This is a genomic window from uncultured Sphingomonas sp., from assembly GCF_964250165.1.
Classification (GTDB): Bacteria; Pseudomonadota; Alphaproteobacteria; order Sphingomonadales; family Sphingomonadaceae; genus Sphingomonas.
On sequence record NZ_CAXUEK010000036.1, the window covers coordinates 1 to 26,863 of the forward strand.

Here is a 26,863-nt window from a genome sequence, read left to right on the forward strand (position 1 = left end):
GCGCGCGTGCTGGCGGGCGAGCGGACGCTGGCGGTGATGCCGACGGGGGCGGGCAAGTCGCTCTGCTATCAGCTGCCCGCGACGATGCTGGCGGGGACGTGCGTCGTCGTCTCGCCGCTGATCGCGCTGATGCACGACCAGCTGCGTGCGGCGACCGCGGTCGGCATCCGCGCGGCGACACTGACCAGCGTCGACGAGAACCAGGCGGAGACGCGCGCCCGGTTCCGCGCGGGCGAGCTGGACCTGCTCTATGTGGCGCCCGAGCGGGCCTCCAACGCGTCCTTCCGCAGCCTGCTGGCGGACGCGACGCTCAGCCTGTTCGCGATCGACGAGGCGCATTGCGTCAGCGAATGGGGGCATGACTTCCGGCCCGACTATCGCCTGCTCGCGCCGCTGATGGACGCGTTCCCGGCGGTGCCGCGGCTGGCGCTGACCGCCACGGCCGATGCGCATACGCGCGCCGACATCCTGCAGCAGCTAGGCATCCCGGCCGACGGGCTGATCGTCTCCGGCTTCGACCGGCCGAACATCCGCTATGCGATCGCGCCGCGCGACAATGCGCCGCGCCAGATCGCCGACCTGCTCGCCGCGCAGCCCGGGCCGGGGATCGTCTATGCGCCGACGCGCGCGGCGACCGAGCGGCTGGCGGAGTCGCTGGGGCGGGCGGGCCGACCGGTGCGCGCCTATCATGCCGGGCTCGATCCTGCCGTGCGCGCGCGGAACCAGGCCGACTTCGTCGCGTCGGAGGACATGGTGATGGTCGCCACCGTCGCGTTCGGGATGGGGATCGACAAGCCGGACGTCCGCTTCGTCGCACATGCCGGGCTGCCGAAGTCGATCGAGGCCTATTACCAGGAGACGGGGCGCGCCGGGCGCGACGGCGATCCCGCGGAAGCGCATCTGTTCTGGGGCGCGGAGGATTTCGCACGCGCGCGCCAGCGGCTGGTCGAGGTGGAGCCGGGCCGCCAGGCTGGCGAACGGCAGCGGCTGGCGGCGCTGGGCGGGCTGGTCGAGACGACGGGCTGTCGCCGCCGCGTGCTGCTGAAGCATTTCGGCGAGGAGCGCACCGAGGATTGCGGCAATTGCGACAATTGCCTGATGCCGCGTGCGACGGTGGACGCGACCGAGCTGGCGCGGAAATATCTGTCGGCGGTGTTCCGGACGGGGCAGCTGTTCGGCGCGGGCTATGTCGAGCAGGTGCTGACCGGCCGCTCGTCGGAGCGGACGCTGATGAACGGGCACGAGGCGCTGTCCGTGTGGAGCATCGTCGGCGAGGAGGACGCGGCGCTGCTGAAGCCGCTCGGCCGCGCGCTGCTGGCCCGCGATGCGTTGCGCGCCAACGAGCATGGCGGGCTGGAGTTCGGCCCCGGCGCGCGCGCGATCCTCAAGGAGGGCGCCGAGCTGAGGCTGCCGGTGCAGCCCAGGCGCGAGCGGCGGCGGCGCGGCGAGGCGCCGGTCGCGGCGAACCCGGCCGACACGCCGCTGTTCGAGGCGCTGCGCGCGCGCCGCCGCGAGCTGGCGCAGGCAGCGGGCGTGCCGCCCTATGTCGTCTTCCACGACTCGGTGCTGCGCGACATGGCGGCGCGGCGGCCGGCGAGCCGGGCGGAGCTGGCGGTGCTCTCGGGCATCGGCGCGCGCAAGCTGGACGCCTATGGGGATGCGTTTCTGGAGGTGATCCGGAATAGCTGATTCTCCCCGCTCGCGGGGAGGGGGACCGTCGGCCGCAGCCCGGTGGTGGAGGGGGCCCAGCTCTTGGCCACACCCCGTGCGTCGGGCCCCCCCCCACCATTGCCGCTGCGCGTCGACGGTCCCCCTCCCCGTCCCGGAGAGGATTGGCTACAGGGGCCCATGCTCTTTCTCCGCCCGCTCAACGACCGCGTCGCCGTCGCGCCGCAGATCGACCCCGAGGACATGGCCGCGATCAAGGCCGCCGGCTTCGTCGCCGTCGTCAACAACCGGCCCGACGACGAGGAGCCCGGGCAACCCGGCGGCGAGGCGATCCGGGCGGCCGCGGCGGCGGCGGGGCTCGGCTACCAGGCGATCCCCGTGACGCATGCCGGCTTCAGCCATCCGCAGCTGGACGCGATGGCGGCGGCACTGGCGGCGGCGGACGGGCCGGTGCTCGCTTATTGCCGTTCGGGCACGCGCTCGTGCAACCTGTGGGCGCTCGCCGCGGCCAAGGCCGGGCGCGATCCCGCGCTGCTGGTCGCACAGGCGGCGGCGGCGGGGTATGACCTGTCCGGCCTCCGGCCGACGCTGGACGCCTTGTCGGCAAGCGGGGTGGAGGCACGATGAACTGGGTCTCGCTCGCCGCCTCGCTGGCGGCGGTGCTGGCGCTGGCGGGCGTCGCCTGGGCGCTCAGGCTCGGACGCGACGCGCGGATCGCCAGCCCGGAGGAGGCGGCGGACGCGGCCGAGGCGGCGCTCGCCGGGTTCGAGGCGCGCGACGTGGTGCTGGGCGCGGACGGCGCCGGTGCGCTGGCGGTCGGCGCTGACGGGCGGCTGGCCGCGGTGAAGCGCCATGGCGCGCGCGCGGCGGTGCGCGAGGTGCGCTGGGCGGCGGTGCGGCCCACTGCCGACGGGACGGTGGTGGAGACCGGCGAGCGGCGGTTCGGGGCGGTGACGCTGACCGGGGTGGACGCGCTCGACCTCCGGCGACTGGCGGGAGAGCTGACCTTGCCGTTCATGGACGCCCGCCGCGACCGCGGTCGCGCTGGCTAGGTAACGGACACGGTTGTAAGCTGCTGGCGATGCCGTCGCTGCCCGATCCCGTCGATTACGCCGTCCCCGGGTTCGTCCTGCTGGTGCTCGCCGAGATGCTCGTCGCGCGCGCGCGCGACCGTTCGCGCTATTGCCCGCGCGACACGCTGACCAGCCTGGCGCTGGGGCTGGGTTCGACGGCTGCGGGCGTGCTGTCGGGCGGGGCGGTGTTTGCGCTGGCGACGTGGGTATACCGCTTTCACCTGCTGCCGATCGGCTATGCCTGGTGGGTCTGGCCGGTCTGCTTCGTGCTTGATGACTTCGCCTATTACCTCTTCCACCGGTCGGCCCATCGGGTGCGCTGGTTCTGGGCGAGCCACGTCATCCATCACTCGTCGCAGCATTACAACCTGTCGACGGCGTTGCGGCAGACCTGGACGGGGTTCGTGAGCCTCGCTTTCCTGTTCCGACTGCCGCTGTTCCTCGTCGGATTTCCGCCGGCGATGGTGTTCTTCGTGGCCGGGATCAACCTGATCTATCAGTTCTGGATCCATACCGAGGCGGTCGGCCGGCTGCCGCGCTGGATCGAGGCGGTGATGAACACGCCGTCGCACCACCGCGTCCACCACGCCACCAACGCGCGCTATCTCGACCGCAACTATGCAGGCGTGTTCATCGTATGGGACCGGCTGTTCGGCACCTTCGAGCCCGAGCGCGACGATGATCGGCCGCGTTACGGGCTGGTCCATGATCTCGGCAGCTTCTCGCTGCTGTGGGCGGCGTTCCACGAATGGGCCGGGATCGCGACCGATGTGTGGCACGCGCCATGGGCCGCGAAGCTCGGCTATCTGTGGAAGCCGCCGGGCTGGAGCCATGACGCCAGCCGCGACACCAGCGAGACGATCCGCGCCCGCTGGGCCGAGCGGGAGGCGCGGCGGACAAGCGCGCGATGAGCTAAGCCGCCCGGTGTTGCACCCGGGCGCTACGCCCCCCAGACCCGCACGCGCTGGTCGGGCGCAACGTACATCTTGTCACCCGGCTTCACCCCGAACGCCCGATACCAGGGGTCGAAGTTGCGGACGATGCCATTGACCCGATACTTGTCCGGGCTGTGCGGGTTGGCGAGCAGCTGCTGCCGCTCGGCGCCCTCGCGCATCTTGCCCTGCCAGGCGGCGGCGAAGGCCAGAAAGAAGCGCTGGTCGCCGGTAAAGCCGTCGATCACCGGCGGCTCGCCGTGGCGCGACACGTAGCGGCGATAGGCCGCATAGGCGGTTTCCAGCCCGCCCAGGTCGGCCAGGTTCTCGCCGAGCGTCAGCCGGCCCTTAATATGGACGCCCGGGATCGGCTCATACTGGTCGAACTGGCCGGCGAGCCGATCCGCCTGCACCATGTATTTGGCGGCGGTGTCCTTGGTCCACCAGTCGCGCAGGCGGCCCTGCGCGTCGAACTGGCGACCCTCGTCGTCGAAGCCGTGACCCATCTCGTGCCCGATCGTCGTCGCGCCCGTCTCGGCATAGTTGACCGCCGGGTCGGCGGCGGCGTCGAAGAAGGGCGGCTGCAGGATCGCGGCGGGCACCGTGATCTGGTTCATGGTCGGGTCGTAATAGGCGTTCACCGTCTGCGGCGTCATGTACCACAGCCAGCGCTCGACCGGGTGCGGGAAGCGCGCGAGCTGCAGCCGCCATCCGAACGCGGCGGCGTGCATGGCGTTGGCGAGCGGGTCGGCCCGGCTCACTTCCAGCGCGCCATAATCGATCCACTTCGCCGGATGGCCGATGCGCGGATCGAACGTGCCCAGCTTGGTCAGCGCCGCGGCGCGCGTGGCGGTGTCCATCCAGGCGGCGTGCTCGATCTTGTCCCGGTAGGCGGCGCGCATGTCGGCGACGAGCTCGTTCGCCTGCCGCTCCGTCTCGGGCGACCAGTGGCGCTCGACATAGATACGCCCCACCGCTTCACCGAGCGAGCCGTCGATATAGGCGATGCCGCGCTTCCAGCGCGCGCGCTGTTGGGGGACGTCGCGCAGCGTGTGCGAGTAGAAGTCGAAGCTGGCCTGGTCGAACGCGTGCGGCAGGAACGGCGCGACGTCGCTGAGGTAGCGCGCCGTCATCCACTCCTTCCAGGTGGCGAGCGGCACGTCGGCGAGCCGCCGGCCGGCGGCGGCGACCGCGCTCGGCTCGTTGACGTTGACCCTGGCCGCCTGGCCGAGCCCCATGCTCGCCAGCGTCGGCGCCCAGTCGAACTGCGGCGCGAGCGCGGTAAGCTGCGCGCGGTCCATCGGGTTGTGCGTCTTGACCGGATCGCGGCGCTGCTCGGGCGTCCACTGATCCTGGCTCAGCCGCGTTTCCAGCGCGATGATGCGATCGGCGCGACCGGCGGCGTCGGGCAGCCCGGCGAGCGTCTGCAGCTTGACCAGATAGGCCCGATAGGCGGCGCGGATGGCGTCGTATTTGGGGCCGGTGAGCAGGTAATAGTCGCGCGCCGGCAGCCCCAAGCGCGCCTGCCCCGCATCGGCCTGGTAGCGCGTCGGATCTTCGACGTCGGCCGATATGCCGATGTTGACGGGCGAGGGATAGCCCGGCTGCATCATCAATCGGACGAGCGCGTCGCGGTCCGTCACCGCGTCGATGCGCGCGAGGTACGGCCGCAGCGGGGCCAGGCCGCGCGCCTCGACGCCCGCCTCGTCCATCCAGGCGGCGTAGAAGTCGCCGACCTTCTTCGCGACCGCGCTGTCGGGATGCGCCTGCGCCTCCTCGACGATCGCGCGGACCTGCAGCTCCGCGGTATCGGGCAGGTCGTAATTGTAACCGGCACCGACCTTGTCCGCGTCGATCGGGTGATCGCGCAGCCACGTTCCTTCGGCATAGGCGTAGAAGTCGTCGCCCGGCTTCACCGAGCGGTCCATGTCGGCGAGGTCGACGCCCCAGCGGCCGTAATGCGGCTTGGGCGCATCCTGCGCAGCGAGCAGCGCGGGAAGGGAGGCGAGGGCGAGGACGGCGAGGCGGCGCATGGGGTTCTCCGGGAGGTGCCGGATCGTAGCGCGTTCGGCGGCGGAGAGAAGCCCTTCGCTCCTGCTCTTCCTCGTCATCCCGGCCTTGCGCCGGGATCCAACGCTGAACCGGGCGCGGCGCGTCGTGATGGAGCGGTTGGCCAGGCCTGAGCTGGACCCCGGCTCAAGGCCGGGGTGACGGAGGGCTCAATCCACCCGCATCGCCTCGGCGGCCAGCGCCTCCGCCTCGATCAGCAGCGCGTCCTCGCCCGAACCGCCCGTGGCGACGCGCTCGCGGCCGATCAGCGTCAGCACCGGCACCGCCAGCGGCGTAACGCGCGGCAGGTCGACATGCACCATCGTGTCGGCGGCGCGGTCGAGCAGCCCGGCGAGGCGCCCCACATCGGTCATCCGTGCGCGCGCGTCCGCCCAGGCGGCCTCCAGCAGCAGGTGGGTCGGCTCGTATTTGCGCAGCACGTCGTAGATCAGGTCGGTGGAGAAGGTCACCTGCCGTCCGGTCTTGCGCTTGCCCGGATGCTGGCGCTCGACGAGGCCGCCGATCACCGCCACCTCCCGGAACGCGCGCTTGAGCAGGTGTGAGCGTTCCACCCACTCGACGAACTCGTGTTCCAGGATATCGGCGGAGAACAGCGCGGCGGGGTCGCGGACCGGTTCGATCCCATAGGTCGCGATCGCGTAGTCGTTGGCGACGAAGCCGAGCGGCCTCAGGCCGTGCGCCTCCATGCGGCGCGTGAGGAGCATGCCGAGCGACTGGTGCGCGTTCCAGCCCTCGAAGCTGTAGGCGACCATGTAGTGCCTTCCTTCCCGCGGGAAGGTCTCGACCAGCAGCTGCCCGGGCTCGGGCAGGATCGAGCGCTTGCGCTGGATTTCCAGCCATTCGCGCACGTCGGCGGGGAAGCGCGCCCATTCGGCCGGCGTAGCGAGAAAGCGGCGGACGCGGTCGGCCAGGTTGGTCGACAGCGGCATGCGCGCGCCGCCATAGGTCGGGATGCGCGCGGGCCGGGTCGAGGCGCGCACCACCAGGTCCTCGGTGTCGATCCGCTCGACCTCGCAGGAGAGGCCGGCGAAGAAGAAGGTGTCGCCGGGCGCGAGCTGCGCGGCGAAGCTTTCCTCCACCTTGCCGAGATTGCGGCCGTTCTTGAACCGCACGGTGAGCATCGTCGCCTCGACGATGATGCCGGCGTTGAGGCGATGCTGCGCCACGAACTTCGGGTGGCTGACGCGCCAGACGCCGTTGTCCTCCGTCAGCCGCTTGAACCGATCGTAGGCCTTCAGCGCATAGCCACCGTCGCGGATGAAACCGAGCACGCGGTCGAACAGCGCATCCGACAACGCGGAATACGGCAGCGCCGCGCGCACCTCGTCGAGCAGCGCGTCGCGCGCGAACGGCGCGGCGCAGGCGCAGGCCATGATGTGCTGCGCGAGCACGTCGAGCGCGCCCGGGCGGAACAGGTCGGGGTCGAGCTCGCCCGCCTCCACCGCGTCGAGCGCCGCGCGCGCCTCTAGATATTCGAAGCGGTTGCCGGGAACGACGATGGCTTCGGAGGCCTCGTCGAGCCGGTGGTTGGCGCGGCCGATCCGCTGGAGGAGGCGGCTGGAGCCCTTCGGCGCGCCCATCTGGATGACGCAGTCGACATCGCCCCAGTCGACGCCGAGATCCAGCGACGCGGTGGCGACCAGCGCGCGCAGCCGGCCGTCGGCCATCGCCTGCTCCACCTTGCGCCGCGCCTCGCGCGCCAGGCTGCCATGGTGGACGCCGATCGGCAGGCCGAGCGTGTTCACCTTCCACAGGTCCTGGAAGATCAGCTCGGCGAGGCTGCGCGTGTTGCAGAAGATGATGGAGGTGCGGTGCGTCTCGATTTCCGCCATCACCTGCTCGGCGGCGTAGCGGCCGGAATGGCCCATCCAGGGCACGCGATCCTGGGGAAGGAGGATCGCGATGTCGGGCTCGGCGCCCGGCTCGCCCTCGACGAGGTCGACCGCGTCGATGTCGCCGTCGGGCGCGAGCCAGGCGCGGTAGCCGTCCGGGTCGGCGACGGTGGCGCTGAGCGCAACACGGCGCAGGTCGGGCGCGAGGCGCTGGAGGCGCGCCATGCACAGCGACAGCAGGTCGCCGCGCTTGCCGGTGGCGAAGGCGTGGACCTCGTCGATGACGATCGTGCGCAGGCCGGCGAACAGGGTGAAGCTGTCCGGATAGGAGAGCAGCAGCGACAGCGATTCGGGCGTGGTCAGCAGGATGTGCGGCGGCTTGACCCGCTGGCGCGCCTTGCGATCGGACGGGGTATCGCCGGTGCGCGTCTCGATCCGGATCGGCAGCCCCATCGCCTCGACGGGGCCGAGCAGGTTGCGCTGGATGTCGATCACCAGCGCCTTGAGCGGCGACACGTAGAGGGTGTGCAGCCCGTCCGCCGGGTGCTCGATCAACTCGGCGAGCGTCGGAAGAAAGCCGGACAGCGTCTTGCCCGCACCCGTCGCGGCGACCAGCAGCGCATGGCGTCCGGCGCGGGCGCGGTCCAGCATGGCGAGCTGATGCCGGCGCGGGGACCAGCCGCGGGTGGCGAACCAGGTCCGGAGGGGTTCGGGAAGGTCTTCCTGCCCCGTCACCCCGGCCGAAGTGCCGGGGTCGATGATGGCTTCAGCCCCGCTGTCGGCAATGAAGGTCACGCCGGTGATTTGGTCCGGCGCGGATGCCGGCACAAGGCCGGCATGACGGCATGGCCCTATCGACCCTGCGCCTTGTTCTTCTCGTCTTCCGCCTTGTAGAGGTCCCGCGTCGCTTCCTCGGTGCGGCGTTCTTCCCGGCGCGACTGGCGATTGTTCAGCGCCGCCCAGGCGATCGCGGCGCCCAGGATCAGCGCGCCCAGGATGGACCAGTAATACATCATCGCGCGCGCCCTTCGAATGGTTCGGCGGGTCAACGTCGCTGGGGACGTTTGGCTCCGGCCCGCCGGCTCGTGCGTATAGCGGCGATGGCGCGCCTCGGTGATTGGCTGGAACCGCATCCGCACGGCATCTACGTCAGACCTGCCGATGCCTGGATCGATCCCTCGCGGCCCTCGCCCCGCGCGCTGGTGACGCACGGCCATGCCGATCACGCGCGCGGCGGCCACGAGCAGGTCTGGGCGACCCCCGAGACGCTGGCGATCATGGACGCGCGCTACGGCCCGCAGACAGGCACCGGCGTGCGGTATGGCGAGAGCGTGCGGCTGGGAGACGTGAATGTCGGCTTCGTGCCGGCTGGCCATGTGCTCGGCTCCGCGCAGATCGTGCTGGAGCATCGCGGCGAGCGGGTGGTAGTGTCGGGAGACTATAAGCGCCGCGCCGACCCGACCTGCGCGCCGTTCGAGCCCGTCGCCTGCGACGTGTTCGTCACCGAGGCGACCTTCGCGCTGCCGGTGTTCCGCCACCCGGACACGGGCGACGAGATCGACAAGCTGCTCAGCAGCCTGCACGCCAATCCGGAACGGTGCGTGCTGGTCGGCGCCTATGCGCTGGGCAAGGCGCAGCGGGTGATCGCCGAGCTGCGCGAGCGCGGGCACGCAGCGCCGATCTACATCCACGGCGCGCTGGCGCGGCTGTGCGAGCTTCATGCCGATCACGGCGTGCGGCTGGGCGAGCTGCTGCCGGCGACCGGGGCGGCGAAGAAGGACGTGGCGGGGCATGTGGTGCTCTGCCCGCCGTCCGCGCTCAACGACCGCTGGTCGCGCCGGCTGCCCGACCCGATCACCGCCATGGCGTCAGGCTGGATGCGGATCCGGCAGCGCGCCCGACAGAAGAATGTCGAGCTGCCGCTGATCCTCTCCGACCATGCCGATTGGGACGAGCTGACGACCACGCTGACCGAGCTGTCGCCCAAGGAGGTGTGGGTGACGCACGGGCGCGAGGAGGCGCTGGTGCACTGGTGCGCGCAGCGGCAGATCAAGGCGCGGCCGCTGAACCTCGTCGGATTCGAGGATGAGGATGATTGACGCGCCTGGCGAGGTCGCAGCGAAGCAGCGACCGAGCGCATCAGGCGCGTCGGCCGGCGGCGCCTGCAGCGCCGACCGACGACGCGGTTCGCCGCGGCGCTCCCACACCCGTCACCCCGGCCTTGAGCCGGGGTCCATCTCAGGCCAGAGCCATCCGCTCAGATGATGAGCGGGTTGCCTGGGATCAGCCTGGATGCCGGCTCAAGGCCGGCATGACGGAGGTTGTGCTCGTTCCAGCCGCCTGACACGCTCGCCCGGTGATCCAGCCCACTCTCCACCGCGCACTCACCACCGGTCAGCTCGCCATGATCGCGATCGGCGGGGCGATCGGGACGGGGCTGTTCCTGGGCTCCGGGTTCGCGATCGGGATGGCGGGCCCCGCGGTGCTGGCCAGCTACGCGATCGCCGGGCTCATCACGCTGGCGCTGATGGGGGCGCTGGCCGAGATGACGGTGGCGACGCCCGTCACCGGCGCGTTCGGCGCGTTCGCGCAGATGTATCTCGGCCCGCTCGCCGGCTTCCTGGTGCGCTGGGCCTATTGGTCGGCGGTGGTGCTGGCGGTCGGCACGGAGGTGACGGCAGTCGCGCTCTACATGGCGTGGTGGTTTCCCCACGTGCCCGGCATGGTCTGGATCGTCGGCTTCTCCGCGGCGCTGGTCGGCATCAACCTCGCAGGCGTCGGCTGGTTCGGGGCGATCGAGTACGGCTTCTCGGCGGTGAAGGTGGCGGCGATCCTCCTTTTTATGCTGCTCGGCGGGCTGGTGTGGGTGAGGAGCGGCGTCGGCTTCGTCAACTATGCGGCCGCGGGCGGGTTCGCGCCGCACGGCGCCTGGGGCGTGTGGAAGAGCGTGATCGTCGCGATCTTCTCCTATTTCTCGGTCGAGATGATCGCGATCGCGGCGGGCGAGGCGGCGGCGCCCGAGCGCGCGATCGTGCGCGCGTTCCGCGCCACCTTCGTCCGGCTCGCGATCTTCTACCTGGGCAGCCTGGCGATCATGCTGGCGCTCGTGCCGTGGACGCGGGCGGGCGTGACGGTCAGCCCGTTCGTGACGGTGATGGCGGCGACCGGCCTGCCTTATGCCGCGGGCGTCATCAATGCGGTGGTGCTGGTGGCGGCGCTGTCCGCGATGAACAGCCAGCTCTATGCGGGCTCGCGGATGCTGTGGGCGCTGGCGGCGGCGGGGCAGGCGCCGCGTTGGCTCATGGTGCTGGCGACGAACGGCGCACCGCGGCGCGCGGTGCTCGCGTCGAGCGGCGGCGCGGTGCTGGCGGTCGCGCTCGTCGCGCTCGCGCCCGCGCAGGCGTTCGGCGCGATGCTGGCGGTGTCGATCGCCGGTGCGCTGTTTGTGTGGATGATGATCTTCGCCACCCACCTCGCCTTTCGCCGGCGGCACGGCGCGCCTGCGGGGTTCCGGCTGTGGGGCCATCCCTGGCCGAGCCGCCTCGGTGGCGCCGCCATGGCGGCGTTGCTGCTGACGACCGCCTTCACCGCCGAGTTCCGCTGGACGCTGGCCTGGGGCGCGCCGGCCCTGCTGCTCGCCACGCTCGCCTATTTTCTGCGATTGCGCAGGCGCGCCCGCGGGCTAGCATAGCGGCGCCCATCCCACCGAAAGGTCGCCCCTTGCCCCGTCTCGCGCTGCTCGCCCTGCCGCTCCTTGCGCTTGCCTGCCCCGTCCTCGCCCAGGACGGCCCCAAGCCCGCCGACAAGACGGAGAACCGGGCCGACAAGAGCGTCGGCCAGTCCAACGCCGACAAGGTGAAGCAGGAGGCGGAGGCGGGCTACGCCAATGCCCCCGTCAAGGAGCAGGAGGTCACCCACCGGGCGAGCGTGACGGTGGACGGTCGCGCGCTGCCCTACACCGCCACCGCCGGCACGCTGACGCTGCGCGACGTGGAGGGCAAGCCGACCGCGAGCATGTTCTACACCGCCTATACGCTCGACGGCGTGCGGCCGGGGACGAAACGGCCGGTCACCTTCTTCTACAATGGCGGCCCGGGCAGCCCGACCTTCTGGCTGCACATGGGCTCGTTCGCGCCGGTGCGGCTGAAGACCGGCAATCCGGAGGTGATCAGGCCCGCGCCCTATGATTTCGGGCCGAACCCCGATTCGCTGCTCGACAAGACCGATCTCGTCTTCCTCGACGCGATCGGCGCGGGTTATTCGCGGCCGCTGGGCGACATGAAGCCCGGCCAGTTCTACGGCGTCGACGAGGATGCCGACGCGTTCGCCAAGGCGATCCTGCGCTACGCCACCAAATACGGCCGCTGGAACAGCCCGAAGTTCATCTTCGGCGAGAGCTACGGCACCACCCGCTCGGGCGCGCTCGCCTATCAGCTGCAGGAGCGCGGCATGGCGCTGAACGGCGTCGTGCTGCTGTCGTCGATCATGAATTACGGCTATCGCCAGCCGGGGCTGGACGAGGTGTATCTCAACTACCTGCCGAGCTTCGCCACGACCGCCTGGTATCACCACAAGCTGGCCAACCCGCCCGCCGACGTCGCGACGATCGCCGCGCAGGCGCGGGCCTTCGCGCTCGGGCCGTATGCCGCCGCGCTCGCCAAGGGGCAGCTGATCTCCGACGCGGAGAAGGATGCCGTCGCCACCCAGATGAGCCAGCTGATCGGCATCTCCGCCGACTATATCAAGCGGGCGAACCTGCGCATCGACCTGCCGCGCTTCCAGAAGGAGCTGCTGCGCGACCGGCGGCTGACGATCGGCCGCTACGACGCGCGCTACACCGGCGTCGATGCAGACGCGGCGGGCGACCGGCCGGAGACGGACGCGTCGGACACGGCGATCTCGGGCGCGTTCATCGCGACCTTCACCGACTATGTGACGCATACGCTCGGCTACAGGACCGAGCTGCCCTACCGGCTCTCCGCGCGCGACGCGGCGGGTTTCGACTGGAACTGGAAGCACAAGGCGCCCGGATCGGGCTATGGCGCGATGCAGAACAACCCCAACACCGCCGTCGACCTCGCCGCGGCGATGCGCGAGAACCCGTATCTGCATGTGCTGTCGCTCAACGGCTATTACGACATGGCGACGCCGTTCTTCGGCACCGAGACGGACCTCGGCCATATGATGCTGGAGCCGGTGCAGCAGCGGAACCTCGCGTTCCGCTATTATCCGTCGGGCCACATGGCGTATCTCAACCCGGACGCGCTGCACGCCATGAAGCGGGACCTGGCGGCGTGGTATGACGGGGCGGTCGGCGACGCGAAGGCGGGAACGCCGGGGCAGCCCGCGAGTCTGGGCTCCGCGCCCGCCGGGGGTCGGACGCCGAACTGATCTTGAACGCCTGACGAAAGGGATGGGATGACCAAGCGGGTGTGGGCGGTCGCGGCCGCCGTGGCGTGGCTGGGCGCGAGCGCCGCGCAGGGCGCGAAGCGCGACTTCCAGGACTGCGACGGCCTGCGACCGCCGGGGGACCGCAACGGCGGCATGGCCGGGCCGGCCGGCGCCGCGCCGTTCCCTATCCCGGGCGCCGGCCATGCCGAGGTGGCGGTGACCGCGTGCACCGATGCGCTGGCCGACCCGCGCCTGCTTCCCGCCGCGACGCTGCGCCGCGCGCACCTGCTGCGCGCCCGGGCGCTGGCGAGGCTGCAGGCGGCCGACGCCGATGGTGCCCTGACCGATCTCGACGCCGCCGCGGCGGCCGCCGGCCCGCTCGCGCAGGATCCGCTCTACGCGCGCAGCATGGGCGTGTCGCTGACGCTGGCGCGCGCCGCGGCGCTGCAGGTCAAGGGCGACCGCGACGCGGCGCGCCGCCTGGCGACGGAGGCCGCGGCCGCGCGACCCTACAGCATCGCCGTCCAGAGCATGGCGGCGCTGATCCGCCAGCGCGCGCGATCTCGCGCAGGGCGTGGACGCACCCTATGCCGCGCTGCTGCCGCTCACGCCGCAGGCCTACCGCCTGCAGTTCGGCGCCGACATGGAAGCGGGCCGGTTTGCGCAGGCGGCCGCCGAATACCCCCGCCTGAACCAGGCGTTCCCCAAGCCCGGCCCCGTCCTGCCGCCGTTCCTCGACGCCAATGCGGACGCCAACACGCTGATCACCTCGATGCTCGACGGGGCGGCCGCCGGCTATGCCCTGGCCGCGACCGGTCAGCCCGCGGCGGCCCGGGCGCTGCTGACCGACACCGAGACGAAGCTGGAAGCGGCGCTGACGCCCGCGGCGGACAAGACGGGCGTCGCGCAGCCGCCGAGCCCCATCGCCGGGCCGCTGCGCGAGGCGTGGCGGCGCGCCCGGTTGCTGGCCGACGCACGCATCGCGGTCGCGGACGGCCGGCCCACCGAGGCGTTGAAGGCGCTGATCGGAACGGAGCTGCCGGTCGGCGCGGCCGGCGTCGAGTTGCTGACCGCGCTCCAGGCGGCGCTGCCCGCGAGCGAGCGCGCCCTGGCGCCCGACTCGGCAGTGCTGGCAGCGAAGCTGACCGCCCGGCGCGAGGCGGAGCAGCTGGACGTGGCCGCCCTGCGCCGGGCGATGCCGCTGCCGGAGACGAGCGGCAACATCGCGGACTATGAAGGAGCCGGCAACCGTTTCCTGGCCGGCCTGTTCGTCGCGGGCGGCGCGACCGACGGCTTCCGCTCCAAGACCGACGCGGCGACCGGGATCACCACCGTCGCGTTCGTCGGCAAGGCCAGTTCCGGTCCGGCGGTGGAGGAGCTCACGCTGTTGCGCGCGGCCGATCTGGCGCGACAGGCGGGCAAGCGGGGGCTGCTGATCGTGGGCCGGCGCGACTATGCCCAGACGCTGACGATGACCCGCATGGGCATCCCGCTGTCGAGCACGCCCGCCGACTACAAGACCGAGCTCGACGTGCGTTTCGTCGATCCCGCGGCGCTGCCCGCCGATCTCGCGCCGGAACGCGCCCGCGTGCTGGACGCCGATCAGGTCTATGCGGCGCTGGCGCCCATCTACATCGCGCGCGCCGGCGCCAAGGCCGGCAGCTGACCGTCAGGCCCGTTCCAGCGCCTTGGCGCGGCGGCGCTGGACGGAGCTGCCGATGCCCATCGCCTCGCGGTATTTCGCCACCGTCCGCCGGGCGATGTCGAAGCCCTTCGCGTTCAGCATCTCGACCAGCGTGTCGTCGCTGAGCACGGCCGTGCCCTCCGCCGCGATCAGCGCCCTGAGCGCGCTCTTCACCGCCGCCGCCGACACCGCGTCGCCGCCGTCCGCCGCCTGGATTGCGGAGGTGAAGAAGTATTTCAGCTCGAACAGCCCGCGCGCGCAGCCGAGATATTTGTTCGAGGTGACGCGGCTCACCGTCGATTCGTGCATCTCGATCGCGTCGGCGATCCGCGCCAGCGTCAGCGGCTTCAGGTGTGCCACGCCGTGCAGGAAGAACGCCTCCTGCTGCTTCACGATCTCGGTCGCTACCTTGACGATCGTGCGCTGGCGCTGGTCGAGCGCCTTCACCAGCCAGTTGGCGCCGGCGAGCATGTCGCCCAGCCACGCCTTGGACGCCTTGTCGTGGCTGCCATGCGCCAGTTCGGCATGATAGCGCCGATCGACCAGCACGCGCGGCAGCGTCGCCGCGTTCACCTCCACCGCCCAGCCGGCCTTCGTCCGCGTGACGAACACGTCGGGCACCACCGCCTGGACGGGCTCGCCGCCGTAACGGCAACCGGGCTTGGGATCATAGCCGCGCACCTCGCGGATCATGTCCGCCAGATCCTCGTCGTCGACGCCGCAGATGCGCTTGAGGCGGCCGAGCTCGCCGCGCGCGAGCAGGTCGAGATGATCGAGCAGGCGCGCCATGCACGGATCGTGGCGGTCCGCCTCCTTCGCCTGCAGCGCCAGGCATTCGGCGAGATCCCGCGCGCCGACGCCGGTCGGATCGAGGGTCTGGATCTGGGCCAGCACCGCCTCGACGCGGGCGAGCGGCACGGCCAGCCGGTCGGCGACCTCCAGCAGGTGCGCGCGCAGATAGCCCGCCTCGTCGATCTGGTCGATCAGGTGCCGGGCGATGAACAGGTCCGGCCCGGCGATCGCCGCCCCGGCCTGCGCCAGCAGGTGCTCGGCGAGCGTCTCGGCGGGCGCGGCGAACGCGTCGAGATCGGGCAGCTCACCATCCGCTCCCGGGCCGCCCGCGCCCGCGCCGGACGACCCGGTCGCGATCGACTCCGAGGGGCCGTCGTCGAAGCGCTCGGTGACGTCCGTGTCGAGCGCCGCCTCGCCCGCCGCCGCGTCGGCGGCCGGCTCATCGCGCTCGGGCCGCTCGGGCCGCTCGGGCGTCGCGACGTCGTCGGTCGCGCCGGCCTGGAGCAGGGGATTGCGCTCCAGCTCCTCGGCGATGAAGCCCTCGATCTCCAGGTTGGAGAGCGCCAGCAGCTTGATCGCCTGCTGGAGCTGCGGCGTCATCACCAGCGACTGCGTCTGGCGCAGGTCGAGGCGGGGGGCGAGGCTCATCCGTGAACTCCTCCCCGGGACGGGCAGGGGGACCGCGCCGGCAGGGCATGGTGGCGGGGGCCCGGGCTGGGCACGCCGTTCGGGGCCCTCTCCACCATGCGCCGCATGGTTCCCCTCCCCGTCCCGGGGAGGATCGAAGAAGGCCGGCCGTCCATCGCTACAAGCTGAACCCCTCGCCCAGATACAGCCGCCGGACATTGGCGTCGGCGACCAGCTCGGCGGGCGAGCCGGTGAACAGCACGCGGCCATCATAGATGATGTAGGCGCGGTCGACGATGTCCAGCGTCTCGCGGACATTGTGATCGGTGATGAGCACGCCGATGTCGCGGCGCTTCAGGTCCTTCACCAGATCGCGGATGTCGGCGATCGAGATCGGGTCGATGCCCGCGAACGGCTCGTCGAGCAGCATGATCGACGGATCGGCGGCGAGCGCGCGGGCGATCTCGGCGCGGCGGCGCTCGCCGCCCGACAGCGCCATGGCGGGCGCGGCGCGCAGGCGCGTCAGGCCGAACTCGTCGAGCAGCCGGTCCAGCTTCTGCTGGCGCGCGGCCGCGTTCGGCTCGGCCAGCTCCAGCACCGTCAGGATGTTCTTCTCGATCGACAGGCCGCGGAAGATCGAGGTCTCCTGCGGCAGATAGCCGAGCCCCAGGATCGCGCGGCGATACATCGGCAGGCCCGTGATGTCGTCGCCGTCGAGCACGATGCGCCCCGAGTCCGGCTTCACCAGCCCCATCACCGAATAGAAGCAGGTCGTCTTGCCGGCGCCGTTGGGCCCGAGCAGCCCGATCACCTCGCCCCGGCCGACGGACAGCGAGACGTCGGCGAGGACGCTGCGCTTGTCGTAGGATTTGGCGATCGACACGACCTGCAGCCCGCGCGCGACGGGCGGCTCGAGGAGCGTCGGCGCATCCAGGGTGTCCGTCACGGCGTCCATGCAGGCGCGGCCTCGCAGATGGTGGTTACCCGAGCATTACCGGGGAACCGATTGGCAGGAAACATGCAGGAAGCGGTGCGGCGTGCGACGGAGAAGCGTCCGACCAGCGCTTATTTGCGGTCGGGGACGGAGAAGGTGCCGGTCACGCGGCCGCTACGCTGCGTCACCGCGCCCGCGCCGCCCGCCCCCTGGCTGCCGACCGAGGAGCCGTCGATCGTCGCCCGGCCGGTGTCCAGGTTGATCGTCATCCGGCCGCCGTTCACCGTGTTCGTCCCCTGGGTCAGCGACACCGCGCCCAGCATGGTGATCGTGCGGCGGTTGAGGTCGTAGATCGCGTAGCTCGACCGGGCAGTCTGTTCGGGCCGGCGCACCGTCACCCCGCCCGACGCGTCCAGCCGCGACACCTGCGGCGCACCGCCGATCACCTGGCCGGTATAGGCGACCGTCATCCGCTGCGCGTTGAGCGTCATCTCGGCCTGCTTGACCGCGACGTTGCCGGTCAGGGTGGCGCGGTTCGCCTTGTCCTGCAGCTCGATGTGATCCGCGCCGAAGTCGATCGGCGCGGCGGTGTCGTGCCGGCCCTGCGCCAGCGCCGGCGCGGCGAGCAGGGCGAGGAGGAGGATCGCACGCATCGCCATCATTTCGTCGCTCGCGGATAGATGCGCAAGCGGGCGGCGCCGTCGAGATGCACGACACGGCTTTCCAGGCCGGCGGTGAGGTGGTTGGCGGAGAAGCGGCCCTGCCGCGCCTCGCCCGTCACCGCGCCGCCGCTTTCCAGCGTGCGCGCCTTGAGGTCGGCGGTCGCGTCGTGCGTGTCGAGCCGGTAGCCGTCGGGCCCGGTGAGGCGGATCGGGCCGTCGATCCGCACCTGCTCGGTATCCATGTCGTAGCGGCCGGTTTCGGCGTGAACATGCGCCGGTCCGTCCGGGAGTTGCAGCTTGGCGTCGAGGTCGCGCAGCTCCACCACCGGCTCCGCCGAGGTGCGCTGCACCGCCGATGCGGCGTCGAGCGTGAAGGGCTGGCCCTTGGCGTCCTGGCCCCGATACTGCGCCGCCTGGATCTTCAGCCGCTCATGCGCGACCTCCACCTTCTTCTTGTCGAGCAGGAAGGACACGTCGCTCGCCGAGTAGAGCGGCGCCATCACCAGGAACGCGGCGAGCACCCCCACCGCCACGGGAAGCGCGAAGGAGAGCAGCGCGATCAGCCGGTCGTGACGCCCGCCCGGCAGCGCCCAGCGCTGGCGCGCCGATCGCCTCCCCTGCATGACGGCATCATGCATGGGCGAAGATGTCGATCTCGGGCCAGCCGGCCAGATCGAGCTCGGCGCGGTGGGGCAGGAAGTCGAAGCAGGCCCGGGCGAGCGGCAGCCGCCCTTCGCGCTGGAGGCGACGCTCCAGCTCGTCCTTGAGCCGATGGAGATAGCGGACGTCCGACGCGGCATATTCCTTCTGCGCGTCGCTCAGCTCCGGCCCGCCCCAATCGGAGGACTGCTGCTGCTTGGACAGGTCGAGGCCTAGCAGCTCCTTGACCAGCTCCTTGAGCCCGTGCCGGTCGGTATAGGTGCGCACCAGCCGGGAGGCGATCTTGGTGTCCCAGGCCGGCGCGGCGACGATGCCGAGATAGTGGCGCAGCGCGGCGATGTCGAAGCGGCCGAAATGATAGAGCTTCAGCCGGGCCGCGTCGCCGAGTAGCGCCTTGAGCACCGGCGCGGCATAATCGCTGCCCGGCGCGAAGCGGACGAGATGCTCGTCCGGGCCGCCGTCCGACAGCTGCACCACGCACAGGCGATCGCGCGGGGTCTGGAGGCCCATCGTCTCGGTGTCGACGGCGATCGCGGCACCGGGGGCGAAGACGGCCGGGGCCAGGTCTTCCTCATGGAAATGCACGGTCATGCCGAGTGCCTTAGGGGGCCGGAGGCCGCGGCTCAACGGCCGTCTCGCCGGCCCTTTCCAAAGGCCCGGAACGGGCGCATCATCCACGCCATGGAGAGCCTCACTACCCTGCTCGCCGCCGCGGCGGCGGCGGTTGCCGCGCCTGCCTTGCCCCCGCCCGCCGTCCCGCCCCGCGCGCCGCTGGACGTCGCCCTCGTCCAGCTGGTGATCGCGCCGCCCACCCCGCCGCCGGTCCCGCTGTCCAGCGAGGCGATGCTGGCGCTGGGAACCGCGCAGGAGCGGATGACCGTGCCCGTGTCGATCGACCAGCGGGGGCCGTGGAACTTCGTGATCGACACCGGCGCCGAGCGGACGGTGGTGTCGCGCGAGCTCGCCGGCGTGCTCGGGCTCGCCTCCGGCCCGCAGGTGCGCGTGATCGCGATGACCGGGCCGGCCGAGGTCGGCTCCGTCATCGTGCCGCGCCTGTCGGTCAGCCAGATCTCGCGCGAGACGATCGAAGCGCCCGCGCTCGGCGCAGTGGACATGGGCGCGGCCGGCATGCTCGGCCTCGACGCGTTGCAGGGGCACACCATCAGCATCGATTTCACCCGCGGGCAGATGACGGTGAAGCCCGCGCGCCGACGCTCCTCGCCGACCTACGTCGCGTTGCCGGGCGAGGTGGTGGTGCAAGCCAAGTCGCTGGTCGGCCAGCTGATCGTCACCGACGCGTTCTGGCATGGCAAGCGCATCTCGGTGATCGTCGACACCGGCTCCCCCGTCACCGTCGGCAACGGCGCGCTGCTCGCCGCGATCACCCGACGACCCAAGCTGATCGGGCCGATGGACATGCGCTCGGCGACGGGCGTGACGCTGCACACCACCGCCTTCGCGGTCGATCGGCTCGACATCGGCGGCATCGGCTTCAACGACGTGCGCGTGGCGTTTTCCGACGTGCCGCCGTTCAGGCGGTTCGGTCTGGCCGATACGCCGGCGCTGCTGCTGGGCATGGACGCGCTCAGGCTGTTCCGGACCGTCGCGATCGATTTCGCCAATCGCGAGATCCGTTTCGCGCTTCCCCACGGCGCCGACGCGCCGGCGACCGACGGCCTCGCCGGCGCCGGCGGCCGCCCCGGCGGCTAGTTGCGCGCCGCCCCGAAAGCCGCTCTACCGGCGCGACGGTCCTGTTGGGGAGGCGACATGAGCTTGAGATGGATGGCGGCGGCGGTGCTGGCGGTAGCGCCGGGCATGGCGGCGGCGCAGGCGCGGCCCGATCAGCAGGCGTTCTTCGGGCTCTACAAGGAGCTGGTCGAGACCGACACGGCGCTGTCGACGGGCAGCTGCACGCAGGCGGCGGCGCAGATCCGGGCGCGGCTGCGGGCGGCGGGCTACCCCGACGCGGACCTGACGAGCTTCGCCGTGTCCGAGCACCCCAAGGACGGCGGCCTCGTCGCGGTGCTGAAGGGCAGCGACCCGGCGGCCAGGCCGATGCTGCTGCTCGCGCACCTGGACGTGGTGGAGGCCAGGCGCGAGGACTGGGTCCGCGACCCGTTCAGGCTGGTCGAGGAAGGCGGCTATTATTATGGCCGCGGCTCCGTCGACGACAAGGCGCAGGCGGCGATCTGGGCCGATGCGATGATCCGGTTCCGGCAGGGCGGCTACAAGCCCCGGCGCACGATCAAGCTCGCGCTGACCTGCGGCGAGGAGACCACGTTCGCGTTCGACGGCGCGGAATGGCTGGCGAAGAACCGGCCGGACCTGATCGCGGCCGAGTTCGCGCTGAACGAGGGCGGCGGCGGCCGGCTGGACGAGCAGGGCAACCGCCAGCTGCTCGCGATCCAGGTCGGCGAGAAGGCGGCGCAGAACTACACCTTCACGACGACCAATCCCGGCGGCCACTCGTCGCAGCCGGTGCCGGACAACGCCATCTACCAGCTCGCCGACGCGGTGAAGGCGGTGCAGGGCTTCGAGTTTCCCGTCCGCTTCACCGACACGACGCGCGCCTTCTTCACGGCGTCCGCCAAGGCGATGGGCGGCGAGACGGGCGCGGCGATCACCCGGCTGCTGGCCAACCCGAACGACGCCGCCGCCGACGCGATCGTCAGCCGCGACAAGGCGATGCACTCGACGCTGCGGACCACCTGCGTCGCGACGCTGCTGAGCGCCGGCCATGCCGAGAACGCGCTGCCGCAACGCGCCACCGCCAACATCAACTGCCGCATCTTCCCGGGCGAGACGGTGGAGGGCACGCTCGCGCAGCTCAAGCAGCTCGCCGGGCCGAAGGTGACGGTGACGGCGAACCAGCCGGTCCGCCCTACCGCGATCCCGCCCAGGCTTGATCCGAAGATCACCGGGCCGGCGACGACGCTGGCGGCCAGATACTTCCCCGGCGTCCCGATGCTGCCGGTGATGTCGACCGGCGCGACCGACGGCATCTTCCTGGAGGCGATCGGCATCCCGGTCTATGGCGCGCCGGGCACCTTCATCGACAAGGACGGCAGCGGCGTCCACGGCCTCAACGAACGCATCCGCGTGCGGTCGCTGTATGAGGGACGCGACTATCTGTTCGATCTGATCAAGGCGTATGCGTCGTAGCGCGGCAGCCGGCTACGTCCGGCTGACTCGCGCAAGACCGGCCGGCGGCGCAGCCCGGTCCGAGGTGCATGTCGGGATGAGCCCGGCAAGGTGGAGGGCTGCCAAGGCTCTTGCTCCGCGCGACTCCCGGCCGCTAAGGCCTCGCCATGGTTCCCTTTTCGTTCAGTGGTCACGACCTGCTGGCGCTCCCGCAGGGCGCGCTGTTCTGGCCGGCGCGGCGCGCGCTGCTGGTCGCCGATCTGCATTTCGAGAAGGCGAGCTGGTTCGCGCGCGGCGGGCAGCTGCTGCCGCCTTATGACACGCTGGCGACGCTCGCCGACCTGGAGGCGCTCGCAGCGGCCACCGCGGCGGCGGAGATCTGGTGCCTGGGCGACAGCTTCCATGACGTGGGCGGCTGCGATCGGTTGCCGGTTGCGGCCCGCGACGCACTTGCGCGGCTGACGGCGGCGGCGCGGTGGACGTGGATCACTGGCAACCATGATCCGGTGGTCGCCGATCGCTGCGGCGGCGATGTCGCGGCGGAGGCGCTGGTCGACGGGCTGGTCCTGCGCCACGAGGCGGACCCGGCGGAGACGCGGCCCGAGCTGTCAGGGCATTTCCATCCCAAGCTGCGGGTGACGGTGCGCGGGCGGCAGGTGGCGCGGCGCTGCTTCGTCGCGTCGCCCTGCAAGCTGGTGCTGCCCGCGTTCGGCGCGCTCACCGGCGGGCTGGACGTCCATCACCCCGCGCTGGCGCGCGCGGTCGGGCCGGCAGCGGAGGCGCTGGTGCCGGTGGAGGACCGGCTGCTCCGCTTCAGGCTGGCGGCCTAGCGAGCTGCGGGAACCCGGCGCGGAAGCCCGCGACCTTGGGCTTGTCCCAGGCGACGATATACGGGTGCGTGGGGTTCCGATCGTAGAAGCGCTGATGATAGGCCTCGGCCGGGTAGAAGCTGCCGGTCTCGATCCGCGTCACGATCGGCGCGGAGAAGGCATGCGCCGCCCCGAGCTGCGCCAGATAGGCGCGCGCCACCGCCGCCTGGCGCGGCGACTGCGGGAAGATCGCCGAGCGATAGCTGGGACCGGTGTCCGGCCCTTGGCGATTGAGCTCGGTCGGATCGTGGGCGATCGAGAAATAGACGCGCAGCAGCGTGGCGTAGCTCACGACGTGGGGGTCGAAGACGATCTTCACCGCCTCGGCATGATGCGTCGCTTCGGTCGAGACCTGATCGTAGCTCGCGGTCGCCTGGGTGCCGCCGGCATAGCCCGCGGTGACGGACTTCACGCCCTTCACCTGCTCGAACACCGCCTCCATGCCCCAGAAGCAGCCGCCCGCGAGGACGGCCGTCTGGGTGCCGGACGCGGCGGGCACGTCCTGCCTGGCGGCGGGCAGCGGCACGGCGCGTTCCGTCCGCGCCGAGCCGGCGGCGGCGAGGCCGAGCAGCGCGGCGCCGCCGGCGAGCAGGGCGATCAGCGTCCTCATCGGGCGATGGCGTGGATCGGGGCGGCGAGAGCGGCCTGCGCCGCACCGGGGTGGAGCGCGACCAGCCCGGCCGCGCCGAGCAGGAACCCGCCCGCGAACTGCCACAGGAAGCTGGACTTCAACAACGAAACCATTTGACGTGATCCTGATCCAGATGGGTGCCCGAACTGGCGGCACCGACGTTGGTTGCAGCCATATCGGAAGCCCTCCGACCGGCGGCAAGGCATGGCTATAGTTAGCGCGGGTTAACGAAAGCTGGTGCGGCCGTTCAGTCCCGGTTGCCGAAACGATGCGTTTCCGGCGTGACTATCTGAGCGCCGCGCAGGCCGTCTGGATGCGCTCGCCCGCTGCGCGCAGCACGTCTTCGGACGTGGCGTAGCTGATGCGCATCGCCGGCGACAGGCCGAACGCCGCGCCATGCACCGCCGCCACCCGCGCCTCGTCCAGCAGATAGCCGACGAACGCCTCGTCCGAATCGATCAACTGCCCCTTGGGCGTCGTCGTCCCGATCAGCGGCGCGATCGAGGGATAGACGTAGAAGGCGCCGTCCGGCCGCGGGCAGGTGATCCCCTTCGCCTGGTTGAGCATCGAGACGACGAGGTCGCGGCGCGCCTGGAACGCGCGGGCGCGCTCGGCGAGGAAGTCCTGCGGCCCGGTCAGCGCCGCCACCGCCGCGGCCTGTGCGATCGAGCACGGATTGCTGGTCGATTGCGATTGCAGCTTGGCCATCGCCTTGATCAGCCAGGCGGGGCCGCCGCCGAAACCGATCCGCCAGCCGGTCATCGCATACGCCTTGGAGCAGCCGTTGACGGTCAGCGTGCGCTCGTACAGGTCCGGGCACGCCTCGGCGATGCTGGCGAAGGCAAAGCCGTCATAGATGATGTGCTCGTACATGTCGTCGGCGAACACCCACACCTGCGGATGACGCGCCAGCACCGCGCCAAGCGCGCGCAGCTCGTCGCGCGTGTAGGCGGCGCCGGTCGGGTTGGAAGGCGAGTTGAGGATCAGCCATCTGGTGCGCGGGGTGATCGCCGCCTCCAGCGCTGCGGGCGACAGCTTGTAATCCTGCTCCGGCCCGGCCGGCGCGATGACGGGCGTGCCGCCGGCGAACTGCACCACGTCGGGGTAGCTGACCCAATAGGGCGCGGGGATCACCACCTCGTCGCCCGGGTCGACGGTGGCGACCATCGCGTTGAACAGCGTGTGCTTGCCGCCGACGTTCACCGTCACCTGGTCGAGCCCGTAGGACAGGCGGTTGTCGCGCGCGAACTTGGCGACCACCGCCGCCTTCAACTCGGGCGTGCCGTCGACGTCGGTATATTTGGTGCGACCGTCGCGGATCGCGCGGATGCCCGCCTCCTTGATGTGGTCGGGCGTGTCGAAGTCGGGCTCGCCCGCGCCCAGCCCGATCACGTCGACGCCCTGGCGCTTGAGCGCGCCGACGCGCGCGGAGACGGCGAGCGTCGGCGAGGGGCTGATGCGGGCGAGCGCGGCGGAGGGCTGCATGGCGGCCTTTCGGGCAGGGAGGCGGCGCGGCTATACCGGCGCCCCGCCTCCTTTCGCAACCGCCACGACCGCGGGCAGCAGGCCGCGCAGCGCGTTGCCGACGAAGAACCCGCCGGCGAGGTCGGCGGGGGTGAGGTCCCCCTCCACGGCGCGACCGTTCGCCAGCAGCTCGGCGCGGAGCACGCCGGGCAGCAGCCCGCGCGCGAGCGGCGGCGTCACCAGCCGGCCATCGCGCTCGACGAAGAGCGAGGTGAAGCTGCCTTCGGTCAGGCAACCGGCCGGGTCGGTGAACGCCACCTCCGCGGTGCCCGCCGTCCGGCGCGCGGCGTCGTAGAAGCCGCGGTCGCTGGTCTTGTGCCGGAGGCGGAAGTCCGCGGGCGCGACCGGCAGCGGCACGATGGCGACGGGCAGCGGCCCGGCGGGCGCGGGCGGCCGGGGCGCGACCTCCACCGCCAGCCCACCGGCGCGCGCCAGCAGCAGCCGGACGCGCTTGGGCTGGCGAAGGCGGAAGGTCGCGGCCTGCAGTTCGTTCCTCGCCCCGTGCCGGTCGAAGCGGAAGCCGAGCGCCGCCGCGCTCGCCGCCATGCGCGAAAGATGCCGTTCGAGCAGCGCGATGCCCGCGACGGGATCGAACGCCATCGTCTCGATCAGGTCGAACGGCCGCGCGCCGGCGGTGAGGAACGCACCCTTGGCGAGCGCCTCGTCCCATTCCGCGTCCGCGCGGCTGTCCGCGACGATGCCGCCGCCCAGGCCCATCACGGCCACTCCCCCTTCGCTGTCAGTGCGCCACGTCAGCGTGCGGATCGCGACGTTGAACTGCGCGCCGCCGTCCGCGTCGATGCGCCCGATCGCGCCGGTATAGACGCCGCGCGGCACGCCGCCCTCGATCCGGGCCAGCGCCGCGATCGCGCTGAGCTTGGGCGCGCCCGTGATCGAGCCGCAGGGAAACAGCGCGGCGATCACGTCCACCGCGTCGCGGCCCGGCGCCAGCGTCGCGGTGACGGTCGAGGTCAGCTGGTGGACGGTGGGGTAACGCTCGACCGCGAACAGCGCCGGCACCGCGACGCTGCCCGGCGCGGCGACGCGCGCGAGGTCGTTGCGGAGGAGATCGACGATCATCAGGTTCTCGGCGCGCTGCTTGGGATCGACGGCCAATGCGGCGGCGACCGCGGCGTCCTCGGCCGGGTCGGCGCGGCGGCGCGCGGTGCCCTTCATCGGCCGGGCGGTGAGGCGGTCCCCGTCGGCCGCGAAGAACAGCTCGGGCGAGAAGGACAGGATCACCGCGTCGCCGGTGTGGACGATCGCGCCCCAGCCCGCCGCCGCGCGGCCACGGACCGCGGCGTAGATGGCGAGCGGATCGCCCGCGACCGGCACGCGCGCCTGGAAGGTGAGGTTGGCCTGGTAGAGATCGCCCGCCGCGATCAGCGCCTGCACCTGCGCGAAGCGGACGTCATAGGCGGCGCGGTCGATCATCGGTTCGGGCGCGCCGACCCACGCGCCCGCGCCGTCGGGGAGCAGCGCGGCGGGATCGACGTCCACGACGGTATCGAACAGCCCGAACCAGGCGAGCCGTGCGCTGCCGGCGGGCGCGGGGAGCGACGGCTCGAATGCGGCGGCCGCCTCATAGGCGAGCCACCCCGCCGCGTGCAGCCCGCGCGCGTCCCTGACGGCGTCCAGGGCCGCGCGCACTTCGCCCGGCGCGCGCGCCGTCACGATCCGCACCGGATCGCGATAGAGCCGTGCCTGCCCGCCTGGCCGCGCATCGTCGAGCAGCACGAAGGGCGGGGTCAGCATGGCCGTGGCTTGCCGGGCCGGCGGGGCGGGCGCAAGGCGGACGCCGTCGCGGCGTTGACGCCCCCGCCGCCGCCCGCCATCTCGCGCGGATGACCGAGCCTCCGCTGCGCGCCGCCTCCCTGCAGGCGATGATCGTGCCCGTCACGCCGATCCAGCAGAACTGCACGCTGATCTGGTGCACCGCGACGATGCGGGCGGCGGTGGTCGATCCGGGCGGCGACCTCCAGCGAATCGAGGCGGCGGTGGCGCAGGCGGGCGTGACGGTGGAGAAGATCCTGCTCACCCACGGCCATATCGATCATGCCGGCGAGGCGAAGCCGCTCGCCGATCGCCTGGGCGTGTCGATCGAGGGGCCGCACGAGGCCGATCGCTTCTGGCTGGCGCGGCTGGCAGAGGACGGGCGCAGCTGGGGCATCAGCGGCGTGCCGTTCGAGCCAGACCGCTGGCTGGCGGACGGCGACACCGTGACGGTCGGCGATCTGACGCTCGATGTGTACCACACGCCCGGCCACACCCAGGGGCATGTGATCTTCCACCACGCGCCGTCGCAGTTCGCGCAGGTGGGCGACGTGCTGTTCCAGGGCTCGGTCGGGCGCACCGACCTGCCGGGCGGCGATC

24 protein-coding genes are annotated in these 26,863 nt (G+C 71.7%); 12 read left to right on the forward strand and 12 right to left on the reverse strand.

What is annotated here, in order from left to right:
• The 4 genes from ACFE64_RS09035 to ACFE64_RS09050 all read left to right on the forward strand — a co-directional run.
• Positions 1-1,689 (forward strand): RecQ family ATP-dependent DNA helicase (locus ACFE64_RS09035; protein ID WP_375392134.1); only part of this gene is annotated, 1,689 nt, incomplete at its 5' end.
• 159 nt (positions 1,690-1,848) lie between these two features.
• Entirely contained in the window at positions 1,849-2,295 is a 447-nt protein-coding gene (locus ACFE64_RS09040; RefSeq protein ID WP_375392135.1) for a TIGR01244 family sulfur transferase, read from the forward strand.
• Positions 2,292-2,720, forward strand: a complete 429-nt coding sequence (locus ACFE64_RS09045; RefSeq protein ID WP_375392136.1) for a hypothetical protein — start codon at positions 2,292-2,294, stop codon at positions 2,718-2,720. The genes ACFE64_RS09040 and ACFE64_RS09045 overlap by 4 nt, the downstream gene beginning before the upstream one ends.
• Before the next feature lie 29 nt (positions 2,721-2,749).
• Complete coding sequence (locus tag ACFE64_RS09050; protein ID WP_375392137.1) at positions 2,750-3,652, forward strand: sterol desaturase family protein; 903 nt, start codon at positions 2,750-2,752, stop codon at positions 3,650-3,652.
• A gap of 29 nt (positions 3,653-3,681) precedes the next feature.
• Here the strand turns inward: ACFE64_RS09050 and ACFE64_RS09055 are convergent, their stop codons facing one another.
• The 3 genes from ACFE64_RS09055 to ACFE64_RS09065 all read right to left on the reverse strand — a co-directional run bounded on the left by ACFE64_RS09055 (position 3,682) and on the right by ACFE64_RS09065 (position 8,588).
• A complete protein-coding gene (locus tag ACFE64_RS09055) occupies positions 3,682-5,706 on the reverse strand; it encodes a M13 family metallopeptidase (RefSeq protein ID WP_375392138.1) in 2,025 nt (674 codons plus the stop codon).
• A gap of 186 nt (positions 5,707-5,892) precedes the next feature.
• Positions 5,893-8,310: a ligase-associated DNA damage response DEXH box helicase gene (locus ACFE64_RS09060; RefSeq protein ID WP_375392157.1), complete on the reverse strand. Its 2,418-nt coding sequence runs from the start codon at positions 8,308-8,310 to the stop codon at positions 5,893-5,895.
• Positions 8,311-8,426: 116 nt separating this feature from the next.
• Positions 8,427-8,588: a hypothetical protein gene (locus ACFE64_RS09065; RefSeq protein ID WP_375392139.1), complete on the reverse strand. Its 162-nt coding sequence runs from the start codon at positions 8,586-8,588 to the stop codon at positions 8,427-8,429.
• A gap of 87 nt (positions 8,589-8,675) precedes the next feature.
• Between ACFE64_RS09065 and ACFE64_RS09070 the strand changes: the two genes are divergently transcribed.
• From ACFE64_RS09070 to ACFE64_RS09085, 4 genes are all read left to right on the forward strand, one after another.
• Entirely contained in the window at positions 8,676-9,674 is a 999-nt protein-coding gene (locus tag ACFE64_RS09070) for a ligase-associated DNA damage response exonuclease (protein WP_375392140.1), read from the forward strand.
• 257 nt (positions 9,675-9,931) lie between these two features.
• Entirely contained in the window at positions 9,932-11,266 is a 1,335-nt protein-coding gene (locus tag ACFE64_RS09075; protein WP_375392141.1) for an amino acid permease, read from the forward strand.
• Positions 11,267-11,295: 29 nt separating this feature from the next.
• Positions 11,296-12,966, forward strand: a complete 1,671-nt coding sequence (locus ACFE64_RS09080) for a S10 family peptidase (protein WP_375392142.1) — start codon at positions 11,296-11,298, stop codon at positions 12,964-12,966.
• A gap of 574 nt (positions 12,967-13,540) precedes the next feature.
• On the forward strand, positions 13,541-14,632 hold the full coding sequence (locus tag ACFE64_RS09085) for a hypothetical protein (RefSeq protein ID WP_375392143.1): 1,092 nt from the start codon (positions 13,541-13,543) through the stop codon (positions 14,630-14,632).
• Between the two features lie 3 nt (positions 14,633-14,635).
• On the opposite strand, the gene rpoN is transcribed toward ACFE64_RS09085, so the two are convergent.
• From rpoN to ACFE64_RS09110, 5 genes are all read right to left on the reverse strand, one after another.
• Complete coding sequence (gene rpoN, locus ACFE64_RS09090) at positions 14,636-16,090, reverse strand: RNA polymerase factor sigma-54 (protein WP_375392144.1); 1,455 nt, start codon at positions 16,088-16,090, stop codon at positions 14,636-14,638.
• Between the two features lie 157 nt (positions 16,091-16,247).
• A complete protein-coding gene (gene lptB, locus ACFE64_RS09095; protein WP_375392145.1) occupies positions 16,248-17,024 on the reverse strand; it encodes an LPS export ABC transporter ATP-binding protein in 777 nt (258 codons plus the stop codon).
• A 110-nt stretch (positions 17,025-17,134) separates the two neighbouring features.
• The gene (locus tag ACFE64_RS09100) at positions 17,135-17,656 is read right to left on the reverse strand and encodes an LptA/OstA family protein (protein ID WP_375392146.1); all 522 of its coding nucleotides are present in this window, start codon (positions 17,654-17,656) and stop codon (positions 17,135-17,137) included.
• 5 nt (positions 17,657-17,661) lie between these two features.
• Positions 17,662-18,303, reverse strand: a complete 642-nt coding sequence (lptC, locus tag ACFE64_RS09105; protein WP_375392147.1) for an LPS export ABC transporter periplasmic protein LptC — start codon at positions 18,301-18,303, stop codon at positions 17,662-17,664.
• Positions 18,296-18,916, reverse strand: a complete 621-nt coding sequence (locus ACFE64_RS09110; RefSeq protein ID WP_375392148.1) for a ribonuclease D — start codon at positions 18,914-18,916, stop codon at positions 18,296-18,298. Before ACFE64_RS09110 ends, lptC begins: the two co-directional genes overlap by 8 nt.
• A 90-nt stretch (positions 18,917-19,006) precedes the next feature.
• Here ACFE64_RS09110 and ACFE64_RS09115 point away from each other — a divergent pair, with 90 nt between their 5' ends.
• The 3 genes from ACFE64_RS09115 (at position 19,007) to pdeM (ending at position 22,296) form a co-directional block, all read left to right on the forward strand.
• Positions 19,007-20,035 (forward strand): retroviral-like aspartic protease family protein, encoded by a 1,029-nt coding sequence (locus tag ACFE64_RS09115; RefSeq protein ID WP_375392149.1) that lies wholly within the window; start codon positions 19,007-19,009, stop codon positions 20,033-20,035.
• 57 nt (positions 20,036-20,092) lie between these two features.
• Positions 20,093-21,487: a M20/M25/M40 family metallo-hydrolase gene (locus tag ACFE64_RS09120; protein ID WP_375392150.1), complete on the forward strand. Its 1,395-nt coding sequence runs from the start codon at positions 20,093-20,095 to the stop codon at positions 21,485-21,487.
• A 146-nt stretch (positions 21,488-21,633) separates the two neighbouring features.
• Entirely contained in the window at positions 21,634-22,296 is a 663-nt protein-coding gene (gene pdeM / locus ACFE64_RS09125; RefSeq protein WP_375392151.1) for a ligase-associated DNA damage response endonuclease PdeM, read from the forward strand.
• Here pdeM and msrA read toward each other — a convergent pair.
• The 4 genes from msrA to pabB all read right to left on the reverse strand — a co-directional run bounded on the left by msrA (position 22,280) and on the right by pabB (position 26,245).
• Positions 22,280-22,945 (reverse strand): peptide-methionine (S)-S-oxide reductase MsrA, encoded by a 666-nt coding sequence (gene msrA, locus ACFE64_RS09130; protein ID WP_375392152.1) that lies wholly within the window; start codon positions 22,943-22,945, stop codon positions 22,280-22,282. The genes pdeM and msrA overlap by 17 nt on opposite strands.
• Positions 22,942-23,079 (reverse strand): hypothetical protein, encoded by a 138-nt coding sequence (locus ACFE64_RS09135; RefSeq protein WP_375392153.1) that lies wholly within the window; start codon positions 23,077-23,079, stop codon positions 22,942-22,944. The genes msrA and ACFE64_RS09135 overlap by 4 nt, the downstream gene beginning before the upstream one ends.
• A gap of 172 nt (positions 23,080-23,251) precedes the next feature.
• The gene (locus ACFE64_RS09140; protein ID WP_375392154.1) at positions 23,252-24,451 is read right to left on the reverse strand and encodes a pyridoxal phosphate-dependent aminotransferase; all 1,200 of its coding nucleotides are present in this window, start codon (positions 24,449-24,451) and stop codon (positions 23,252-23,254) included.
• Between the two features lie 30 nt (positions 24,452-24,481).
• Entirely contained in the window at positions 24,482-26,245 is a 1,764-nt protein-coding gene (pabB, locus tag ACFE64_RS09145) for an aminodeoxychorismate synthase component I (protein ID WP_375392155.1), read from the reverse strand.
• Between the two features lie 89 nt (positions 26,246-26,334).
• Here pabB and ACFE64_RS09150 point away from each other — a divergent pair.
• On the forward strand, positions 26,335-26,863 hold a 529-nt coding region (locus ACFE64_RS09150; RefSeq protein WP_375392156.1), incomplete at its 3' end, for an MBL fold metallo-hydrolase.

Bases quoted from the DNA above. Each gene is read 5' to 3' on its own strand.
- ACFE64_RS09040 (WP_375392135.1), top strand. From the start codon at position 1,849: ATGCTCTTTCTCCGCCCGCTCAACGACCGCGTCGCCGTCGCGCCGCAG.
- ACFE64_RS09045 (WP_375392136.1), top strand. From the start codon at position 2,292: ATGAACTGGGTCTCGCTCGCCGCCTCGCTGGCGGCGGTGCTGGCGCTG.
- ACFE64_RS09050 (WP_375392137.1), top strand. From the start codon at position 2,750: ATGCCGTCGCTGCCCGATCCCGTCGATTACGCCGTCCCCGGGTTCGTC.
- ACFE64_RS09055 (WP_375392138.1), bottom strand. From the start codon at position 5,706: ATGCGCCGCCTCGCCGTCCTCGCCCTCGCCTCCCTTCCCGCGCTGCTC.
- ACFE64_RS09065 (WP_375392139.1), bottom strand. From the start codon at position 8,588: ATGTATTACTGGTCCATCCTGGGCGCGCTGATCCTGGGCGCCGCGATC.
- ACFE64_RS09070 (WP_375392140.1), top strand. From the start codon at position 8,676: ATGGCGCGCCTCGGTGATTGGCTGGAACCGCATCCGCACGGCATCTAC.
- rpoN (WP_375392144.1), bottom strand. From the start codon at position 16,090: ATGAGCCTCGCCCCCCGCCTCGACCTGCGCCAGACGCAGTCGCTGGTG.
- lptB (WP_375392145.1), bottom strand. From the start codon at position 17,024: ATGGACGCCGTGACGGACACCCTGGATGCGCCGACGCTCCTCGAGCCG.
- ACFE64_RS09100 (WP_375392146.1), bottom strand. From the start codon at position 17,656: ATGCGTGCGATCCTCCTCCTCGCCCTGCTCGCCGCGCCGGCGCTGGCG.
- lptC (WP_375392147.1), bottom strand. From the start codon at position 18,303: ATGCATGATGCCGTCATGCAGGGGAGGCGATCGGCGCGCCAGCGCTGG.
- ACFE64_RS09110 (WP_375392148.1), bottom strand. From the start codon at position 18,916: ATGACCGTGCATTTCCATGAGGAAGACCTGGCCCCGGCCGTCTTCGCC.
- ACFE64_RS09115 (WP_375392149.1), top strand. From the start codon at position 19,007: ATGGAGAGCCTCACTACCCTGCTCGCCGCCGCGGCGGCGGCGGTTGCC.
- ACFE64_RS09120 (WP_375392150.1), top strand. From the start codon at position 20,093: ATGAGCTTGAGATGGATGGCGGCGGCGGTGCTGGCGGTAGCGCCGGGC.
- pdeM (WP_375392151.1), top strand. From the start codon at position 21,634: ATGGTTCCCTTTTCGTTCAGTGGTCACGACCTGCTGGCGCTCCCGCAG.
- msrA (WP_375392152.1), bottom strand. From the start codon at position 22,945: ATGAGGACGCTGATCGCCCTGCTCGCCGGCGGCGCCGCGCTGCTCGGC.
- ACFE64_RS09135 (WP_375392153.1), bottom strand. From the start codon at position 23,079: ATGGTTTCGTTGTTGAAGTCCAGCTTCCTGTGGCAGTTCGCGGGCGGG.
- ACFE64_RS09140 (WP_375392154.1), bottom strand. From the start codon at position 24,451: ATGCAGCCCTCCGCCGCGCTCGCCCGCATCAGCCCCTCGCCGACGCTC.
- pabB (WP_375392155.1), bottom strand. From the start codon at position 26,245: ATGCTGACCCCGCCCTTCGTGCTGCTCGACGATGCGCGGCCAGGCGGG.